Source organism: Shewanella sp. Sh95, from assembly GCF_001308045.1.
Classification (GTDB): domain Bacteria; phylum Pseudomonadota; class Gammaproteobacteria; order Enterobacterales; family Shewanellaceae; genus Shewanella; species Shewanella xiamenensis.
Window position 1 is genome coordinate 146173 of sequence record NZ_LGYY01000235.1, and the last position, 20392, is coordinate 166564.

Here is a 20392-nt window from a genome sequence, read left to right on the forward strand (position 1 = left end):
TAAAATAAAGCCAGCGTTAGCTGGCTTTGGCCTGTAATGCGGGATCGAGAGTCAGCGCTTGTGTTTGCTCTGCTTCAAGCTTTGCAGCTTCCCGTTGGGCGTTTAATTCTTGCTGCAACCGCTTTTCATAATTAATCAGATATTGATAAATGGCAATTTGAGAACGCACTTTACGTTTATTACCGCGATTACGATAAGGATTACTCTGTTCCTTATTGATAATGCGAGCCTTAGTATTATCGTTGAATTGTAACGATAAAATATCCATCACCATTTGTTTTAGACGCGGATCATAGATTGGTACGCTCACTTCAACACGGTTATCAATATTGCGGCTCATCCAATCGGCGGAGCAAATAAACAACTTATTTTCGCCACCCGCGTGAAATAGCATCACCCGAGAGTGCTCCAAAAAGCGGTCGACAATACTGTAGACTTCGATGTTATCGCTGATCCCCGGAATTTGCGGTATCAGCGAGCAAATTCCGCGGATCAATAATTTGACTTTGACGCCCGCAGCTGATGCTTCATAGAGCTTTTGTACTAGAGACTCATCGAGTAAGTTATTCAATTTTAAAGTAATCGCCGCCTTAATATGGCTTTGGGCGTTAACAATCTCTTTATCAATCAAATGGGTGAGCTTTTGTCGCGCATCATAGGGTGACACAATCAAATGCTGGAAGTTATCACGGCGGTAGGGATGTTCAATTAAGTCGAACACTTGCTCCACTTCGCGGGCGATTTCCTGATTGGCGGTAAAGAGGGACAAATCGGTATAGACCCGTGCCGTGCCTTCGTTAAAGTTGCCTGAGCCGACATGGCAGTAAAGCTTCATTTCGCCTTGCTCTTCACGGCCAATTAAGCACAACTTAGAGTGTACTTTTAAGCTGGTGATCCCATGGTGGACCTTTACGCCGGCTTCGGCGAGTACTCGCGTCCATTCAATGTTGGATTGCTCGTCAAATCTAGCCCGTAGTTCTATTACCGCAGTGACTTGTTTACCATTTTTGACTGCATCGATAAGTGACTGCATCACATGGGATTTTTTCGCTACCCGGTACAGATTGATGCGAATAAACCGTACCGCAGGATCGTAGGCGGCTTGACGTACCATTTCCGTAAAGTGGGAGAACTTATGGTACGGATAATTAAGCATAATATCGCCCATTTTGATCGCATCGAAACTGTTGGCACTGCGGCCAAAGCCCGAGCTATTCAGCGCGGGCAGTTTCTCGTTTTCGAGGTAATCACGGCTGGGATTGGGGAAGCCAATAAAGTCTTTGAAACTGTGGTAACGCCCGCCTGGGATCAAACATTCAGTAGAGCTGATATTTAAATTTTCCTTTAGCATTTCAAGCATATGTTCGGGCATTTCTTTGTCGTATACCAAACGCACAGGTTCAGCCGTCAGGCGCTTTTTCAGGCCCTTGGTCATTTTTTCTAGCTGAGTTTGTTCTAGCTCATCGGTAATATCAAAATCCGCATCGCGGGTGAGCTTCATCGAATAAACTTCAATCGCATCGTATTCAAAAAACGGTCCAAACAACTCATCCACACAGTGGCGGATAATATTATCCAGCAGGATCAGGTATTTTTTGGCTTTAGATTTCTCTGCTGGTAACTCAATAAAACGCGGGACATTTTTGGTGGGTACCTCTACGAGAGCATATTGTCTGCGCAACTTAGTGTATAAGCATACGCAAAGGTAAGTTGCATCATCGTTGATATGTTTTACGAGGTCGCGATTGTTATTGACGATAAGCGGCGCTATATGGCGTTTAAAATGATCGCGAAAATGCTTTTTAAGCCAGTTACTATGGAAGTCGCTTAATTGTTTTTCATTAATTAACAATATATTACGGCGAACTAATTCGCGCATCAGCTCGGCATAGATACTGTCGAAACGCTCCTGCAGTGCCATCACTTTGGATTGAATTTTTGCCATTAAGTGACGACTATTACTACGCCCTTCCTGCAGGGAAGACAGTAATATAGAGCGCCTAACTGCTGCGACCCGCACCCTGAAAAACTCATCCATATTATTGGAGAATATACCCAAAAAGCGCACGCGCTCAACAATCGGCACATTGGGGTCGCAGGCCTCTTGCAGCACTCGCTCATTAAATGACAACCAAGAGAGTTCTTTATCAATCGACAGTTTATCGGTATTCGGGGACACTGCACAGCTCCTTTAAGCAAGCGTCATGGCGCAGTATACAATAGCATTCATACATCGGAGTGCAATCAGATTTACTGCTACAAATGAAGGGATTTAAAGGCAAATTCCCCTTCGGGCGAAAGTCATAAGTCCATAAAGATACGAACGGAATATGTCAGATTGATGACCATTGTGACAAAAATGTGACTTTAACTTAACGTTGGCTAGTCACGAGTTTACAAGGTAAAGGGTAGGATATGCACTAGGCTTTCTTTGGGATTGAGGCAAACTGTGTTAACGTGCTCGGCTTTTTATTGTGGTATGACTTAGAGGTAAGCGGATGTTTGTTGGATTTGATTATGGCAGTGCCAACTGTGCCGTTGGGATCATGCAGGGAGATGAAGTATCACTCTTACCAATATCCACCGATTCAACTTATTTACCGTCAACGCTATATGCGATGGACCGAGAGTTAATTGCCGAAGCCGTTTATCGCGCTCTTCCCACAGAATTAAAAGCCGATTATGCCCAAAAGCGCGCCGCGCAATTAAGCCGCGCCCGTATGGTACGTCATGAATTAGATCTCGATGCCGAGACGCCAGCGGTGTTTGTGGGTGAGCTGGCCGTGGCCGCGTATCTTGAAATGCCGGAAGAAGGTTTTTATGTCCGTTCGCCAAAATCCTTTTTAGGTGCAACTGGCCTTAGACCCGAGCAAGTCGCCCTGTTTGAAGACATAGTCACTTTAATGATGCAGTACATTAAAATGCGCGCCGAAGCCGTACTCGCCGAAAAGGGCGTAACATCCGCAGGCGAAGCCAGCATTACCCATGCAGTGATTGGTCGCCCGGTGAACTTTCAGGGTATTGGTGGTGAAGAGAGCAACCGCCAAGCCGAGGCCATTTTAACCTTAGCCGCGAAACGGGCGGGGTTTGTCGATGTGGCATTTCTGTTTGAGCCGCTTGCCGCGGGTATGGACTATGAAGCCAGCCTCAAATCCGATCAAACCGTACTGGTAGTCGACGTCGGTGGCGGTACCACCGACTGTTCTGTAGTTAAAATGGGGCCTAAGCATCAGGCGAATTTCGACCGCAGTGCCGATTGTCTTGGCCACAGCGGCCAGCGTATTGGTGGTAACGATCTGGATATCGCATTGGCGATGAATGCCTTTATGCCGCACTTTGGTTTAGGTTCGCTGATGAGTAATGGTAAACCTATGCCGAGTAATCCCTTTTGGAATGCGGTGGCAGTAAACGATATCAGTGCCCAGCGTGAGTTTGCCACCTTAAGCACTCGCAAGTTGATAGATGAACTGATCAAAGACGCTGAGCAGCCACATTTATTAAAAAGATTGCTCAAAGTGCAGCAACAACAGTTAAGCTACCAAATTGTACGTTTAGCCGAGCGAGCTAAAATAGCCTTGTCTGAGGCCCAAACAACTGAAAGTTCATTGGAATTTATTGAGGCCAAGCTCAATGTTGAAGTGAGTCGCGATTGTTTTGAAAATGCCATTGAACCGTCATTGACTAAGATAGAAGCCTTAATGCACCAAGCACTGACTCAGGCGGCCAAGAGTCTTGCTGGCAATGGATTAGCACCAGAAGAACTGGCTGTCGAGGCTGGAACCTATGAGTGCCAACCCGATGTGATTTATGTGACGGGCGGTACCGCACGAAGCCCAGCAATTTACGCTAAAATCACTAGCCTTTATCCCAATACGCCTGTGGTGGTTGGGGATCACTTTGGTTCGGTGACGGCTGGCTTAACGCGCTGGGCACAAAAGCGTTTTGCTCAATAGGATGATGAATAAGGATAAACAGATGAAGAAAGTTAATCAGGCTTTAATGTCTTTGCTGGCCGTGACGTTGGCGGGGACACTGCTCACGGGCTGTGGTGATGATGTGGGCAAAGTGAGCCTCGGTTTATTTACCACGAAAGACGTGATTATCGATGCCAAGCAAGACCCGAAAATCCCCGGTGTGACCTGCCATATTAGTCGTATCGAAGCGAATCTTGATTTTGCCGATCCCTCCGATATGGGCATTAGCTGCCGTCAAACGGGGCCGATTTCCGCCGCCGATATCGCCAAAATCGATAAGAGCAAACACGGCGAAGTAGTCTTTACCGAATCCTTAAGTATCTTATTTAAAACTTTAAAAGTGCGCCGAATTTACGATGCGCCCAATCAAACCCTGTTGTATTTGTCTTATTCAACCAAAGAGACTAATGGCAGCCACAAGCATGCCTTATCGACCGTGCCTTTATACGGCTCTCAGGCGTGGGTTGACCCCGCAATAAGTGCGGCGCAGCCAAAATAGTAAAAGTGGATTAAGCCGAAGTAATACGATAGTGGGGCACAGTGAAGGCGGGTAAGCTCTCGCCTTCACTGTTTAGCACATAATCTGTTTAAGCCTTATTTGGCCTTGGCAGCGAGTACGGCATTAAAGCGCTCGAAGCCTGCGCTGAGATCGGCAATTAAATCATCGGGATCTTCTAGGCCAATATGCACACGGATCAATGGTTTGCTTGCATCCCATTGAGTGGCGCTACGGATTTTTTCAATTCCGAAAATCCCTAGGATCAGACTCTCATAACCGCCCCAAGAAAAGCCCATTTTAAAATGCTGCATATTTTCAACGAGCGCGGTGACCGCCTCCTGATCCCCTTGCTTTAATACAAAGGAAAACAAACCATTTGAGGCGCTAAAGTCGCGTTTAAAGAACGCATGTCCTGGGCAGGTATCAAAGGCGGGGTGACGTAAATGGTCAACCTCGGGGCGAGTTTTCAACCAGTTAGCCACTTTAAGGGCATTTTTCTCATGCTGCGCCATGCGCACGCCTAGGGTGCGTAATCCGCGTGTGGCGAGATACACATCGTCAGGGGAGGTGGTTTGTCCCAATAAATAACTGCGCTCACGCAGCTGCGGCCAGTGCTTTTCGTTGGCGGTTGCGGTGCCAATCATTACATCAGAGTGACCGACGATATATTTAGTCGCGGCTTGAATCGACACATCGACACCCATCTCGAAGGGTTTGCTATTGATTGGCGAGGCCCAAGTGTTGTCGAGAATAGTCACTAATCCATGTTCATGGGCGATACGGCATAGGGTCGGGACGTCCTGTACTTCCATGGTGATGGAGCCAGGAGACTCTAAAAACAGCACCTTAGTGTTGGGGCGGATAAGCGCGCGAATACCTTCACCAATCAGGGGATCGTAATAGGTAGTCTCAATATTAAAGCCCGCCAGAATATGGCTGCAAAGATCGCGGGTCGGCTCATAAACACTGTCGACCATCAGCAGGTGATCGCCCGCCTGTAAAAAGGATAATAAAGCCGCGCTAATCGCTGCCGCACCCGAGGGATACAGCGCCGTACCTGCGCCACCTTCTAGCTCACTGATCGCCGCTTGAAACGCAAAGTGGGTTGGGGTGCCGCGGCGGCCATAAAACATTTCGCCATTGGTTTTGTTTTTGGCGGCGTGACGCATATCTTCCATGGTGTCGAAGACGATAGTCGATGCGCGAAATACGGGCGGATTAATCACACCCTTGGTCCATTTTTTATCTCGACCGACGCTGACGATTTGGGTGGCTAGCTGATGTTTATCTGTCATAGGGCTTACCTTGGCAAGTCAGTTTTTATGTTGTTATCCATTGTGATGGCCGTCATCTTAGCATCTGCCCGTTAAAATGGCAGGAGGCAAACAGATGAGTTTGCCTCAAGTTGTAAGTCTTTGTATTAGCTAAGCGGCAGGGTGACCAGAATATCGACCCCATCGTTTTCGCTGCGATTACGGGCCAAAATCTTCCCTTGGTGGAACTCAGTCACAAGCCGCGCAATATACAACCCTAAGCCAAGGTGAGGTTTGTCTTGGGCTTGATTGGCCCGCAACGAGACCATGGAATCGAAGATCTGCTCCGACATATCCACTGGCAACTGCGGCCCTAAGTTACTGATAAGCAATGTGGCTTGTTTGCCAACTTGGGTGAGAGTCACTTCAATTGCACTGCCTTGATGACAAAACTCGATTGCGTTAGCGATAAGTTTGTCCATCAATTGGGCGATGTATTCGGGCACGCCCTGCATCATCAACGGCTGCTCAGGCACTTTGACGCTAAATTGCTGCTCAGGGTAGGTCATTTGATAGCCTTGCATACAACCGCTCACTACTTGGGACAGCGGGAACTTAGTCACATCAGCCTGAGTTAAGCTCTGCTCGAGGCGCGTTGCCTCACTCATATTGTTCAAAATCATGCTTAAACGGCTTACCCCTTCTTGGGCGCGGTCGACATATTTTTGGGTGTCTTTATCTAAGGTTTGCAGATTTAAGTGTTCTAAAGAGGAACGCACCACAGCAACAGGAGTACGTAGCTCATGGGATAAGCGTGACGACATATTCTCTAAATAATGAGTGTATTGACCCAAACGACCGACAATGCTGGCAAAACTGCGGGATAAGTCGCCAATCTCGTCCCGCGCCTTGGAGGGTTTTAAATGGTTACGCACCCGGCCTTGGCTGTCGATAGCATTCTCGGCTTCATCGCGCAGTTTGCGGATACGATTCGAAATACTCGAGGCGAAGAAAAACAGCGCTAAGGTGCCCATGCTCATAATGGTCAGGATCACGTTAAACAGTTTTTCCAGCGCGCGGTTACGCAGGGTGCGAATACCGTGGGTGGTTTCTTCGGCCAACACGGCGCCCATCACATTGTTATCAATCCAAATGGGGCTGGCGGCCGCCAACACCACTGCTTTATTGTCCGGCGTCAGTCGCCAGGTCGAGCTTTGTTGTCCCGCAAGTGCCTTTTGAATATGGCTACCGTCTAGCTCGGTCGAGTCCTGTAGGGAATCGATAAAATCCTTCGGCGGTTTAGTGAGGATTTTATAGTAGAGCGGGTGCAGGTAGTCGCGCTGAAAACGTTGCCACATCGAGTTGCTGTTTTCATCATCGAGGGTGCGCGTCCACACACTGTTGCTGTCACGGATATCGCCAGACTTCGCGAGCACACGGCCGTGTTTATCGACCACCCAAATTCGTGAGCTGTAGTGGCTCATGCCTTTGATAATACTTTCAATTTCGGGTGAGGGCACCAACACTGTGCCCAGCTTGTCGACGGTATCTAAGGCCGAGGTGCCAACCACTGCGGTCACATCGCGGTATTTGCTGTCATTCACATCGGCAATGGCAAATCCCAGTTTGCTGCCCACCATATCTAAGGGGATACGCAGCTCGATATTGTAGCCCACATCCGTGGTCGCCCATTGCCCTTGAATACGGACTTCGGGTGTCACTGGCACGGTTTGTTTAGGATTGGCGGGCAGCTCGAAGGCACTGATCCAACCGGGCTGAGTCGTGGCCACGATATAACGCTTAAATTTATTGTCGGGAGCAAGGGTCGCAATCGACAGGTGATCGTTCCTATCGACACTTAAGGCATTTTTGCCACGAAATACCACATTGGGATCGACCACCTGAAAAAAGGCATACAGATAACCATCGTACTGACCCACCATATGGGTAAAACTTAAGGTGAGCGACGTGCTGGGATCGGCACGCATGATGAGATTCGCCTCACCGTACTGGATAAATCTGTGCTGATATTCCTGCCATTCATTGAGTTTGCCATCGAGCAGAATCGCGCCCGCTAAGGGGTAAGCATAGAGATCGCGACTCTTTTCCACCTGCTTTAAAAAGCTCGCCTGACCGTCGAACAGCTTGGGGCGCTCGTGCAGTGCGGTCGCTAAGGCTTGGGTGGTGCCCTCTAAGGTGCGTTCCTGACCGTGGCGCAGGTATTTTTCCATCTCCCACACATATTGGTACCCCAGCCAAGGTAGGCAGAGTAAAAACAGGCTAAGGCCAATGACTTTAGTGCGAAGACCGAAGGGAAAACGTGTCATAGAATGCTGGCTAATCTGCTATTTGGCATGGTTTAGGCTAGGCTGTCCCAGCGATAGCCCATACCATAAACGGTATCGATACAATCAAATTCGGGCGCGGCAGCCATAAACTTCTTACGGATGCGCTTCACATGGGAGGTGATAGTGCTGTCATCGACAAAAATCTTCGCCTCCTGCATCAGCTCATGGCGGCTTCGGACGTGCCCCGGGTGTTTGGCAAGGGCGTGCACCATCCAAAACTCGGTGACTGTGAGTTCTATCGGGATCTGATTCCAAGAAACCAGCATTCGATTGGCGTCGATGGTGAGCGGTCCGCGCTCCAGTAAATTCTCCTGCGATGTTTGGCTGGTGGCTAACTCAGAGCGGCGAAACAGCGCTGCTAAACGAGCGGTCAAATGGGGGAAGCTCACTTCTTTGCTCAGGTAATCATCGGCGCCTAAACGCAGGCCGCACACAGTATCAAAATCGCTATCCCGCGCGGTTAAGAAGATGATCGGCAGAGTGTTTGACATGGCGCGTAGGGACTGACACAGCATAAAACCGCCGTCAATCTCATTGCCAAGGCCAATATCGATAATGGCTAAATCCGGCAGACGGGTATTAAACGCCAACATGGCCGATGGCCTGTCGGCATAGGTTTGCACACTGTAACCGTGTTGCTGCAACACATCCTTGTAATTTTCGCGAATGGCCGCTTCATCTTCCACAATGGCGATACGTTTCATTTAGCCATCTTCCTATTGACTGCTGGGGATAAGTTTTCGTGACTATACAGGAATTTATTTCTGAGAAAAGCTCCCGAATGCAATTGCCATTTTGTTGCCACAATTGATAGTCGCATTGCCATTTTCCATCCCCGCTTATGCCATGGCACTTGTGTTTAATACGCTCATTCCGTTTTACCGGCCGCGCTAATGACTTAGGCGGGTAAACGCAGCACAAATCAAAAGGAATGAGATGATGAAAAAGACGCTAATTAATATGTTGATCCTAAGTGTGTTCGCTGCGCCCATCGCCAATGTATCGGCAAAGGTGTCGCTACAAAATCAACCTCTGCTCATAGAGCCACAGACAGAGATGCTTGAGCAAGAGGAGGATGACGGCGAAGCGCTGATAGGTCTTGGCGGCGGAGCGCTACTTGGCGCCCTAGTGGGTGGCCCCGTTGGCGCCATTATCGGCGGATTTACTGGCACCTTAATCGGCCAGTCGGTATCTGATACCGACACGGTTAAAACTCAGCAACAACATATTGCCTTGCAGCGTCAACAATTGACGAGCTTATCGGCCAAACAACAGGCTAGCGAGCAACGCGCCGCCGAATACGCCTTAACCCAAAAGCAACTCGATGAACTGCTCGCCGAGCAACAACAACTGTTTAGTGAATTGGCGCTGGGTATGAATGTGCAGTTTCGTACTGGCTCTGCGGAGCTTGAAAGCCATTTTTTGCCCCAATTAGACAATGTCGCCAAGGTGATGAAGCGCTTGAGCGAGTCCAATCTCGAGCTGAAAGGTTATGCCGACCGCCGCGGTGATCTGGCCTACAACCAAGCGCTCTCGGAGCAACGTTTGTTAGAAGTGCGGGGCTACTTGATTAAACAAGGCGTAGCCCCCGAGCGGATCACCACCCAAGCCTTCGGCGCCGGAATGCCACTCAATGATCAGCAAGACAGTGAATCCGATGTGTTCGATCGCCGAGTCACTCTGACCATGCAGCCTAACCAAGGGCTGATGGCGAGCCGCGTGACCGAATAATTCAACAATATCAATCGTATTCAATCAAGATCAGGAGCCTTTGTGATGATCACAGGGAAAAGGGTAAAAGAAGTTTGTCAAACACTGGCGATGCTAATGATCGGCGCCTCCATCTGTTGGGGGCTCCCCTTTGCGGTGTTAGCTTCACCAAACAGTGTGGGCACATTATCGGCACCACAAAATATTGCGGCGACCTTCGAAGAACACACGGCGAGCACATTGCCAGCTTTTAGTTTCGATGATGTCACCCAAGGGATGTTGGTGTATCAAACCGCCAGCGGCCGTTTAATGCCATCTTTACCCGTGGACACGCAAGTGTCGATGCAGGTCTCTGGGTTAACCAATAGGGTGAGCGTAAAGCAGGTGTTCAGTAATCAAACGGGATTTGTCCTCAATGGCCGCTATCTGTTCCCTTTACCCAATGAGGCGGCAGTAGACTCACTGCGTTTACATATCGGTGAGCGGATCATCGAAGGTCAAATTCACCTAAAACAGCAAGCAAAGCAGATTTTTGAACAGGCCAAAGCCGAAGGAAAACGCGCCAGTTTAGTCAGTCAAGAACGGCCCAATATGTTCACTACCGAAGTCGCCAACCTCGCACCCGATGAAAAGTTGGTGGTCGAAATCAGCTATCAAGAAACCATTCATTATGAAGATGGTCTCTTTAGCCTACGTTTTCCGCTGGTGGTAGCGCCGCGCTATATTCCTGGGTTAGCGCTAACAGTAAACCAGAGTGAGCGTGTGACCAGCAGCCAAGTCTTCGATGCCGACCGGATTATCGCCCCGATCCGCAACGCCAATAGCGAGGCAGACCCTGTGCTAAAGGCCGATATTAAGGTCAAACTCGGTGAAGGGGTGGACAAATCAGCCGTGGTGAGTCCGTATCATCCCATTACGATTGATGAAAAACAGGGGAAACTGACGGTGGCCTTGGCTAATCATGTGCCCGCCAATCGTGACTTTGTGCTGCAATGGCGTCTTAAGCAGGGCACCAGTCCCGTGGCTTGGGTATTCAACCAAGCAGGCAAAACCCATACGACGCAGGACGACAATGCGAGTGCGGATACAGGTCCAACTGGTAATAGTAGCAATACAGATAACTACAGCTTAGTGATGGTTCTGCCGCCCAAAGTCGAGGCCAGTGAACGAGTTAACTTGCCCCGTGAGCTTATTTTAGTGATTGATACTTCGGGGTCGATGGCGGGAGATTCCATTATTCAGGCGAAAAATGCCCTGCGTTATGCGCTGCGCGGTTTAAGGCCACAGGACAGTTTTAACATAATCGAATTTAACTCCGATGTGTCTTTACTATCGCCAACACCGCTGCCCGCGACAGCGAGTAATCTGGACAAGGCGCGTCAGTTTGTGAATCGTTTGCAGGCCGATGGCGGTACTGAAATGGCGCTGGCTTTAAATGCCGCGCTGCCAAGACAGGCGTTTAACACAGCGTCGGCTGAGGATCAGTCGTTAAGACAAGTGATCTTTATGACCGATGGCTCCGTCGGCAATGAATCGGCGCTATTTGAGTTAATCCGCAATCAAATCGGCGACAACCGTCTTTTCACCGTAGGCATTGGCTCGGCGCCGAACTCGCATTTTATGCAGCGTGCGGCTGAATTTGGGCGTGGCACTTTTACTTACATTGGTGATGTGGATGAAGTGGAGCAAAAGATTAGCCAATTACTGGGCAAAATCCAGTATCCGGTACTCACCGATTTACAGGTGCGCTTTGACGATGGATCTGTACCTGACTACTGGCCAGCGCCAATCCCCGATCTTTACCGCGGTGAACCGGTATTGATCAGCCTAAAGCGCCACCCACGTGACCCTGAGGAACTCGTGATCTCCGGTCGTCAGGGCCATAAAAACTGGCAACAGTCGTTATCTTTGCAAGCCAATGACGCAAGCAATTCTACAACTGATGCTGCGCAGCCCGCGGCGGGACTCGATTTACTCTGGGCGCGCAAACAGATTGCGGCCTTAGAGTTGAGTAAAAACGGCGCTAACGATGACAAGGTCAAACAGCAGGTCACGGTGCTGTCGCTGAATTATCACTTAGTCAGCCCCTATACCAGCTTGGTCGCGGTGGATTTAACCCCTATCGCCAGCAATGCCATGAGCCGCGATACTGTGGTGCGCCAGCATTTACCCTTGGGGTGGCAGCCAATGGGCGTTTTGCCACAAACATCGACCTCGAGCCGTTTCGACATGCTCTTAGGGGGCGGCGTGTTACTGCTTGCCTTGATGTTGGCGCTGTCGATTCGTCGCCAGCAGCGGCAGCAACGCGCGCTGTCATTAGCGCTACACACTTGAGTCATGTCCATGAGTATGCGCGTGACTCAACAGATACAAATAGGGTTGCTGGTGGGATTGGTATTAATCGGCATCACGTTGTTTGGAAAAGGATTCTATATGCAAGCGAAAGCACACTTTGCCCAATATTTGATTGAACAAGCTTGGGCTAAAACCTTAATCGATGGTCAGTCCCATAAACCTTGGTCCTGGGCCGATACCTATCCCGTGGCTAAGCTCTCCATCGAGCAGGCTAAAAGACCGAATCACTTCGATGGTCCGGCATCCAACGACAGCTTATATGTGCTGGCGGGCGCATCTGGCCGTAATTTGGCCTTCGGGCCTGCTTTAGTACTATCGAGTACGCCCGCTGGCGCGCAAGGCAACACAGTGATTGCCGGGCACAGGGATACGCATTTTGCGATGTTAAATGGTATTAGTGTTGGACGCCGCTTAGCGCTGCAAACCGCGACGGGCAAGGAAATTGTTTATCAAGTAGTGGCGACTGAGGTGGTGCACGAATCGCAAACCGAGTTAATGGCGGCAACTGACGATAATCGTTTAACGCTCATCACTTGCTATCCCTTCGATGCGTTGCAAGGTGGGGCGGAACTGCGATTTGTAGTGCAAGCAGTGCCGATTACCTCACCTACAAATGCTCCACAACTATTTGATCAAAGTAAAGATATGGTCGAAATTCCGCAAAAGGTAGCTTAATAATCGCTAAAGCAGGCTGAGTAGTCACTCGGCCTGCTTATTGTTTGACGAGTTATCGCTACCATAGAATGAGCGTGGCATTAGCTGTTGATCGGCATGACTCGATTACGGCCTAGACGTTTGGCTTCGTAAAGCAATTTATCTGTTTTTTCAATCAGCTGCTCAACAGATTGCTTTTCTTGCCATTGGGCAACGCCAAATGATGCAGTAATATTATCGACTCGCTGGTCTTTGCGCCTATCTTTAAGGCTTAGTTTTTCAAGCCCGCGGCGCATCGCTTCGGCCAGTTGTCGCGAAATTCTCAACTGGCTCTTGGGTACTAAAATGGCAAATTCTTCACCGCCAAAGCGGTACAACTTACAGCCATCTCGACAGGCTTCCTGTAAGCGTTTCGCGACCGCTTTTAATACTTGATCGCCTAACTGGTGGCCATAGTTGTCATTGAACGCTTTAAAATGATCGATATCAACTAAGATTAGGCAGGTTCCTTCCCCTGCTTGCGCTAGCATTCCGGCGATATCGGCATCAAAGGCGCGGCGGTTTAAACAGCCTGTCAGCGCGTCATAAAGCATATCTTTTTCTGTTTTCTCAAGCTTTTGCTTCAGTGCATCAATCTCTGTCTGAGCTTTTTGCAATTGAGCGGTAAAAAACTCGGTGCTCGAGCGAATATTGTCGGATTCTTTGACCAAATTACGTACTAAATCGAGCACTTGCTCAACACTGAGCGTGCCTTCTTCGATACCATTCAGTTTGGCAAAGTTATTATGGATACAGGTTTGAAACTCAGTCGCATCCAGATTGGTATCCTTAATCGACTGCGATAACTCAGTGGCCATGGCCTCAAGGTTTAGCCGCATATCTCGCACATTCAGTTCTATGGGGTCTGCCACATATTGACGATATAACAGCTCACTACTCACGGGAGGGCAGGTATTGTAATGGGCGATAACCGTATCGAGCTGTGCATTTAATGCCGGATTTTGTTCCCCCACGTAGGTATACCAAAGAGCGTAATTAATGGGAGTCGTGGGGATTTGATGCTTGAGCATTAAGGGAACCGCTTTTTTAAGATTTAAGGCTGCGGTTTGTAATAAATCTCGTGACATGGATTAATCCCAATAAATATAAATCGATAAACTATGTGCACCACATAGGGGTAAGTATTTTGCTCGTCAAATCCCGTTACAACTCAAGCCAAAAGCGGGGTGAATAAACCTGCCAAAAGGCAAAGGGGATATGTTAGAGTTTATCGCTAAAACTAAATAATGATAATAACTTGGGAGAAACTCTTGAAAAATTTCATCCTTACGAGTGCCTTAAGCGCCTTACTGTCCTTGCCCGCTGTTGCCGCCCAGTCGTTGAGTGACAGCATGGATTTGAACCAATATCGTACTGATGTAAAAACCTTAGCCAGTGACGCCTTTGGCGGCCGAGCGCCCTTATCCGAAGGCGAGCAACTCACCATTCAATATCTTGAGAAAGCCTTCAAAGAAATGGGGCTTAAGCCTGGATTTGGCGATAGTTACTTGCAGGCTGTGCCACTGGCGAAAATTACCGCCGATCAAAATATGCAGCTCGATATGGGAGGGCTTAAGTTTGCCAATGGCAGCGAGTTTACCGCCAGAACCCAGAGAATTAGCGATAAAGTCAACCTCAGTAATAGCGATGTGGTGTTTGTCGGTTATGGTATTAATGCGCCTGAATATGGTTGGAATGACTATCAGGGACTCGATGTAAAAGGTAAAACCGTGATAGTGCTGGTCAATGACCCTGGTTTTGCAACTCAAGATCCCAAGGTCTTTAAAGGCAATGCCATGACCTACTATGGCCGCTGGACTTACAAATACGAAGAAGCTGCTCGCCAAGGTGCTGAAGCTGTTTTTATTGTGCATGAAACTGAACCCGCAGCCTATGGCTGGGGTGTCGTGCAAAACTCTAACACAGGTACCAAGTTTACCCTCATCGATGCAAACAATAATCAAGGGCAGGTTGGCGTGATGGGTTGGGTGCAACATGATGTCGCCAAAAATATTTTTGCTAAGGCTGGTATGGACTTTGATACCTTAAAACAACAAGCCGCCAAGCCAAACTTTAAAGCCATTCCCTTAAAGCTAAAGGCGAATGTTAGTTTAAATAATACGATTGAACGCGCCGAATCCCACAATGTGGCGGCACTATTACCTGGAAAAAGCCGCCCTGATGAGGTGGTGATGATGCATGCCCATTGGGATCATTTAGGTACAGTGATAGAAGACGGTAAACCGGAAATCATTAATGGTGCGGTCGATAATGCCAGTGGTGTGGCAGGTGTGTTAGCTCTTGCGCGTTACTTTGCCAAACAAGCAAAAACGGCGCCGCTTGAGCGCTCGATTCTGTTTAGTGCCTTTACCGCCGAAGAAACAGGGCTGATCGGTGCTCAGCATTTTGCTCAGCATCCCAGTGTACCGACCAAAAACATTGTCGCTTTTTTAAATATTGACGGCATGAATATGAACCAAGGGGTAGATTATATTCTGCGCTATGGTGAGGGAGTGTCTGAGTTAGAAGGTTATTTAGATAAGGCCGCCAAGGCACAGGGACGGGTTGTCAAGGCTGATCCTAGACCGCAAAATGGTTTGATGTTTAGATCGGACCACTTCGCTCTGGCCCAGCAAGGCGTGCCCGGCTTGTTATTTATGAGCCTTGGGGATACGGATCCTGACTACATTGCCCATAAATACCATAAAGGAGCCGATGATTATGATCCAAACTGGACCCTCGAAGGGGTGAAGCAGGATTTAGATCTGATGGCGAGTATGTTAACCACCTTAGCCAATGGTAAAGATTGGCCGCATTGGTTAGAAGCATCGGATTTTAAGACTAAGCGTGAGCAGGATGGCCGTAAAAAGTAATTCCGATTAAGGTAAAAAGGACGCTGCTGCGTCCTTTTTTATGTTTATTCAATTAATTAACCTGAGCTCGGGATAAGCAGAGCCGCTGAATAGGCATCTTTTCGGGCCTCTCTGCATTGCTCTGTCTCATCATAGCGCGCTATGGCATACGACAGAGCGCCTTGATATGCGCAAAAATCTGCGCATTCAGTTAGAAAAAAGATTTTTCTTTTCAAAAGAATCATTTGTAGCATTGATTTAGTTTGTTAAATTTAGATTTTTTCGACACTCGTTATCCCGAGTTCAGGTTAACTAGAAGGTGTAGCTAACAGAAAGCATGGGGCCGATAAAACTGTAGTAAATATTGTAATCGGCAATTTGAGTCTCTTTATTTGGGGACTTTTGTGCGATATCGACGTCAACTTTGTAGTAGTTATAGGCAACACTCATACGCCAATTGGGAGTAATTTGCGCATCTATGCCTAATTTAATATCAACCAACTCGCCTTTGACATCATTGAGGTTGATATAGAAATACTGGGCGTGAGTGATTAAATCCCATCCAGAAATAAATTCGTAATTAGCATAGACGCCAAAGTCCGGCAGTGGTGCAGTGATATTCTCATCGACAATTTGCGGTATTGCTTGGCTCGCACAAACATTATTCAGTAACTCAGAGGCTTTACAGACGCCGATAATGCCTTCAAATCCTGTCTTGATAAACATTGTGTGTAAACCAAGAGACAAACCAACATCATAGTTACTGCCTTGAATTGCATCAAAACCGTAACCGACACGCAGAATATCGATATTTAAGGTGGAGCTGAGTTTTCCGCCTGCTTTAATATCGTAAATTGTATCGTTAATTTCAATTTGGAAGGGTTTGGAAAGGGCTTGGGTTTCGGCTGTGCGGTGTAGTTGTTTCCAGTCGAGGTAAAGATGATGGCGTTCGTTGAAGTGATAATTTAGCTCAACAAAGGGCAAAAATTCGTTTTCGGCCAGTTGCAGATCGGACTCATAGTTTAAGGTGAAGTTACTCGCGGTATTCGGGTTAGTCACTTCCATATTGGTATCTGACTGCGAATAAAATCCCCCTAGCTCCAAGCTGAATTCGCCCGCCAGCACAGGAGTGCAAGTGAGAAGGGCGATCACTAAGGGGGTTAGACGAGTGGAAATCAACGCTACTCCAGTATTCTTCTTATTATATCCAGCGATAACATCAGACTTAAGTGCCATAAGTTATGACCATTTGGAGTGTATCAGTAAATCTTTAAATGTGAATAAAATGTTTTGAAAAGTGTGGATTTTCGTGATTTAAAACAAAAGTTGTATGGTTAATCGCTTTGGTATCGCAGGCTTGAGGGAGGGATCACAGTAATTTACATCTTGGTGATTAGGGCGTGTTGAGGTTTCTGCTGCGTTATCGTCCGTTTATGTAGAATCACTACACTGTACGGACTTTGCCTTGCATGAAAGCCAGCCACATTGCTGCAAAAATAATCCTGAAACATCAACGCGCCCTAGTGAAGGGAATATGTCGTAAAGCCTAAAAAAACGGCCCAGTAGAGACTGAGCCGCCGATAAGAGCTTAACGAGACCGCATCAATTGTTATGCGTGTTAGCGGCCGATGTTGGCTCGCTGCTTTTCTCGTCCTTGTTAAACATGCCTAAACGGATGCGGATAAAGTGCAAAATTTGCGCAGCAATATCCACATTTAAGCACGATTCTAATCCTTCAAACCCAGGTGATGAGTTGGCTTCGCAGATTTTGTAATGGCCGTTATCGAACAATAAATCGATACCTGCCACATCTAAATCGAGAATATTGGCGGTTTGCGTCGCGAGCCATTCGATTTCAGGGGTGATTTCAAAGGGCCTCGCCGAGCCACCCGCACTGACATTAGCTTTAAAGCTATCTTCTTGCCCACGTCGTTCGTAGCAGCCTGCAACGCGTCCGCCAATAGTAAAGACTCGCAAGTCGCGGCCATGACTATTGGCAATGAACTCTTGCAAAATAATGTTGGCGTTTTTATTTGTCGCTTCAATTAGTTGCATTAAGTCATCAAACTCACGGGCTTTGTGTGATAAGAATACACCACTGCCTTGAGAGCCTGAGAGCGTTTTAATCACTACGGGAAAACCTAAATGTCGCTCAACCAGATCAATATCAACCGGGAATTTGACCAACATGGTTTTTGGTGTCGGTAAATTCTTCTCGGCCAACAATTGCTGGGAGAAGAGCTTATCTTTAACAATCTCAATGGCTTTTGAAGGATTTAAACAATAGACCCCTAAGCGTTCTAAATGGCGAATGATTGCCAACGCAAAGTAGGTGGTGCCAGAACCCATGCGCGGAATGATAAAATCCGGCAATTCAACGGGTTGTCCATTTAACAAAATACTTTTGTTATCTTCTCTCGTCACGGTGAGATCAAACTCATCCGGCGCATAAACGGCTAATTCAATATTGTCGGCCTTAGCTGCCGCCAACAGACGTTCGATTTCATACCATTCAGGTTTTAGCTGAGTCGCGGTTTCTTTATATAAAATCCAACCACGCATTTAATCGCAAACCTTCATTTTCATGCTTTGTCCTCGGGTTCAGCTTCATCCTGAACATCATCTTCAATTTCAACATCCACATCTACATCGAATGCCGCTTCTGGCTCAACCTCAGGTTTGGTTGCTGGTAAATGAACCGTACCAACCACTGCATAAAAGGGCTTACCCCGGGCGAGTTTGCGGTACTTTAACCAGATCTGCTCTAACAAGCTACTCGGAGCGATGTTTCCTTTGATGACTTCGACAAATTGTGCTTCGTCGGCGGTCACTGGGAGTGTTTTACCTTCAGCAAGGTTTTTCATGGCATGACCATGTAATTCGAGCAGTTCGGCTTCTTTACTAGTGAAGTCGCCACTGCGCTTAAAACCTTTGGGGAAATTAGTATCGTCGTAAAAGCGTTTGTGAGATACAAAACTGGCAGCTGAGCCGTTCAGCGTCTCAGAACCCCTGTTAGCGTTTGAAAAAGACTGTTCAGACATGGCTGTTACCTTCTAGATTTTGGTATACAAAGATTTGCAAGTGGAGTATTGGCTAGTATTATTGATTTATAAATCAAAAAAATTTGCCTATGTTGGTCAAGAATTTTTATGGATACCGATTTACTAAAGACCTTTCTGGAAGTCTCTCGTACCCGCCATTTTGGTAAGGCAGCGGAAAACCTCTACCTTACCCGTAGTGCGGTAAGTTTTAGAGTTAAACAGCTTGAGAGCATTCTTGGTGTTGCCTTGTTTGAGCGCCAACGAAATAATATTCAGCCGACCCCTGCGGGGGAACGGATGTTGGGCCATGCGGAAGCGGTATTGACAGCATGGGAGCGCGCCAAGCAGGATGTTTCGCTTAGTCAGTTACAATCGACTCAATTAGCGATTGGCGCGGGCCCCAATATTTGGGATGCTTATTTACAGCGGTATTTACAGCATCTGCATGTGGGACTTCCTGGGGTTGCATTGCGGACCGAGGTTTTGCCACTCACCGTAATGACACGGCAATTGATGGATAGGACTCTCGATCTGGCGATCTCTTTTGATCCACCCAAAATTGACCAATTTGAATTAATCCAATTAGGCCAAATCAATTTGCTGCTGGTATCTAAATCCCGGGATGTGGCTGTTAATGAGGTGCAAGCTGGACAATATGTCAAAGTCGATTGGGGGACGGCTTTTAATATTATTCATGCGCAGGAATATGCGGCTTTACCTGTGCCAACTTTACATACCAGTTCGGCTCGAATCGCCTTAGATTTTATCTTAAATAACGGCGGCTGCGCATTTTTACCCGAGCATTTGGTGCAGCCTTTGCTTCAAAGAGGCGAACTGAATTTGGTCGCGGGGGCGAGTGCGATTTCACGCAGTGTGTATGTCGCCTATTGGGCTGAAAATGACAGACTAGAGCAAATTAAGCAGGCGATAAGTTTTTTAGCGGATAAGCTCGTAATCGAAGATAACTAAATTTGTTGAGTTGGATAAAAAACGCCTTTGGGATAATTCCTAAAGGCGTTTTTTATCAGCGAATTTAATGACCTAAATCAGTGTTAATGCGCACAAAGGATTATATCAAGCGCGGTAATAACAGCACGAGCCAAGTGATCCCGCAGAGCGCTAAACTCATGAACACCGCAGCAGAGGCGATATCCTTTGCTTGACCACTCAGGGGATGGATCTCACTGCCAACACGGTCAACAACGGCTTCAATAGCAGAATTTAATAGCTCTACAATTAACACGATAAACAGCGTTAAGATCAACATTAAGCGTTCCATGGTGCTGATATCGACCAATAAGGCGATGGGGAGCATCACCACCGCAAGTATCAATTCTTGTCTAAACGCAGCTTCATGGACCCACGCCGCTTTTAAGCCCTTCATTGAAAATCCCGTCGCTCTAAAGATGCGTTTTATACCGTGGTTATTTGCTGGTTTCATAATTATTCCATCGACTTGGGCGGTTGTTCGTGAGCATTTTCGTTCAAACCGAATACGACTTGTCTGCCTGCTTTGAACGAGCTTAAAAAAGAGGCCGCAGTATAGCCCGATAATTTATGTGTATAAATAGTTAACTATACAAATTGCTCGCTCTGTTAGGGGGATCATATTGCGGCCGGATTAGCGGCAGTCAAGGCTAAATACTAAGCTTGCAGTGGGATGACTT

The 20392-nt window shown here is 47.6% G+C and carries 16 protein-coding genes; 7 read left to right on the forward strand and 9 right to left on the reverse strand.

All coding sequences use genetic code 11. The features are described from left to right. Positions 1 to 16: 16 nt before the first annotated feature. Positions 17 to 2179: a polyphosphate kinase 1 gene (ppk1, locus tag AEA42_RS17860; protein ID WP_055648431.1), complete on the reverse strand. Its 2163-nt coding sequence runs from the start codon at positions 2177 to 2179 to the stop codon at positions 17 to 19. Between the two features lie 319 nt (positions 2180 to 2498). Here ppk1 and yegD point away from each other — a divergent pair, with 319 nt between their 5' ends. Then, complete coding sequence (gene yegD / locus AEA42_RS17865; RefSeq protein ID WP_055648432.1) at positions 2499 to 3953, forward strand: molecular chaperone; 1455 nt, start codon at positions 2499 to 2501, stop codon at positions 3951 to 3953. A gap of 22 nt (positions 3954 to 3975) precedes the next feature. Further along, positions 3976 to 4473, forward strand: coding sequence for a CreA family protein (locus tag AEA42_RS17870; RefSeq protein ID WP_086024101.1), 498 nt, complete (start codon positions 3976 to 3978; stop codon positions 4471 to 4473). Positions 4474 to 4568: 95 nt separating this feature from the next. On the opposite strand, the gene AEA42_RS17875 is transcribed toward AEA42_RS17870, so the two are convergent. The 3 genes from AEA42_RS17875 to pdsR all read right to left on the reverse strand — a co-directional run bounded on the left by AEA42_RS17875 (position 4569) and on the right by pdsR (position 8778). Next, the gene (locus AEA42_RS17875; RefSeq protein ID WP_055648433.1) at positions 4569 to 5768 is read right to left on the reverse strand and encodes a cystathionine beta-lyase; all 1200 of its coding nucleotides are present in this window, start codon (positions 5766 to 5768) and stop codon (positions 4569 to 4571) included. A gap of 125 nt (positions 5769 to 5893) precedes the next feature. Beyond that, on the reverse strand, positions 5894 to 8053 hold the full coding sequence (gene pdsS, locus AEA42_RS17880) for a proteobacterial dedicated sortase system histidine kinase (RefSeq protein WP_055648434.1): 2160 nt from the start codon (positions 8051 to 8053) through the stop codon (positions 5894 to 5896). Between the two features lie 32 nt (positions 8054 to 8085). Next, positions 8086 to 8778, reverse strand: a complete 693-nt coding sequence (gene pdsR / locus AEA42_RS17885; protein WP_037418159.1) for a proteobacterial dedicated sortase system response regulator — start codon at positions 8776 to 8778, stop codon at positions 8086 to 8088. Positions 8779 to 9010: 232 nt separating this feature from the next. On the opposite strand from pdsR, the gene pdsO reads away from it, so the two are divergent. From pdsO to AEA42_RS17900, 3 genes are read left to right on the forward strand one after another with little or no spacing between them, the layout of a single operon-like run. After that, the gene (gene pdsO, locus AEA42_RS17890) at positions 9011 to 9805 is read left to right on the forward strand and encodes a sortase-associated OmpA-like protein PdsO (protein WP_055648435.1); all 795 of its coding nucleotides are present in this window, start codon (positions 9011 to 9013) and stop codon (positions 9803 to 9805) included. A gap of 45 nt (positions 9806 to 9850) precedes the next feature. Then, positions 9851 to 12118 (forward strand): marine proteobacterial sortase target protein, encoded by a 2268-nt coding sequence (locus AEA42_RS17895; protein ID WP_055648436.1) that lies wholly within the window; start codon positions 9851 to 9853, stop codon positions 12116 to 12118. 9 nt (positions 12119 to 12127) lie between these two features. Then, the gene (locus AEA42_RS17900) at positions 12128 to 12814 is read left to right on the forward strand and encodes a class GN sortase (RefSeq protein ID WP_055648437.1); all 687 of its coding nucleotides are present in this window, start codon (positions 12128 to 12130) and stop codon (positions 12812 to 12814) included. Positions 12815 to 12894: 80 nt separating this feature from the next. Here the strand turns inward: AEA42_RS17900 and AEA42_RS17905 are convergent, their stop codons facing one another. Beyond that, complete coding sequence (locus AEA42_RS17905; RefSeq protein ID WP_055648438.1) at positions 12895 to 13920, reverse strand: GGDEF domain-containing protein; 1026 nt, start codon at positions 13918 to 13920, stop codon at positions 12895 to 12897. 159 nt (positions 13921 to 14079) lie between these two features. Between AEA42_RS17905 and AEA42_RS17910 the strand changes: the two genes are divergently transcribed. Then, positions 14080 to 15705 (forward strand): M28 family metallopeptidase, encoded by a 1626-nt coding sequence (locus AEA42_RS17910; protein WP_055648439.1) that lies wholly within the window; start codon positions 14080 to 14082, stop codon positions 15703 to 15705. Positions 15706 to 15996: 291 nt separating this feature from the next. Here the strand turns inward: AEA42_RS17910 and AEA42_RS17915 are convergent, their stop codons facing one another. From AEA42_RS17915 to AEA42_RS17925, 3 genes are all read right to left on the reverse strand, one after another. Then, the gene (locus tag AEA42_RS17915; RefSeq protein WP_055648460.1) at positions 15997 to 16860 is read right to left on the reverse strand and encodes a hypothetical protein; all 864 of its coding nucleotides are present in this window, start codon (positions 16858 to 16860) and stop codon (positions 15997 to 15999) included. 426 nt (positions 16861 to 17286) lie between these two features. Then, positions 17287 to 18246 (reverse strand): RimK family alpha-L-glutamate ligase, encoded by a 960-nt coding sequence (locus AEA42_RS17920; protein ID WP_037418145.1) that lies wholly within the window; start codon positions 18244 to 18246, stop codon positions 17287 to 17289. A 20-nt stretch (positions 18247 to 18266) separates the two neighbouring features. After that, entirely contained in the window at positions 18267 to 18725 is a 459-nt protein-coding gene (locus tag AEA42_RS17925) for a DUF413 domain-containing protein (protein ID WP_037430721.1), read from the reverse strand. Positions 18726 to 18833: 108 nt separating this feature from the next. Here AEA42_RS17925 and hdfR point away from each other — a divergent pair, with 108 nt between their 5' ends. Further along, positions 18834 to 19694, forward strand: a complete 861-nt coding sequence (gene hdfR, locus AEA42_RS17930) for an HTH-type transcriptional regulator HdfR (protein ID WP_055648440.1) — start codon at positions 18834 to 18836, stop codon at positions 19692 to 19694. A 100-nt stretch (positions 19695 to 19794) separates the two neighbouring features. Here hdfR and AEA42_RS17935 read toward each other — a convergent pair whose 3' ends face one another. Continuing rightward, entirely contained in the window at positions 19795 to 20166 is a 372-nt protein-coding gene (locus tag AEA42_RS17935; RefSeq protein ID WP_055648441.1) for a diacylglycerol kinase, read from the reverse strand. Positions 20167 to 20392 lie beyond the last annotated feature (226 nt).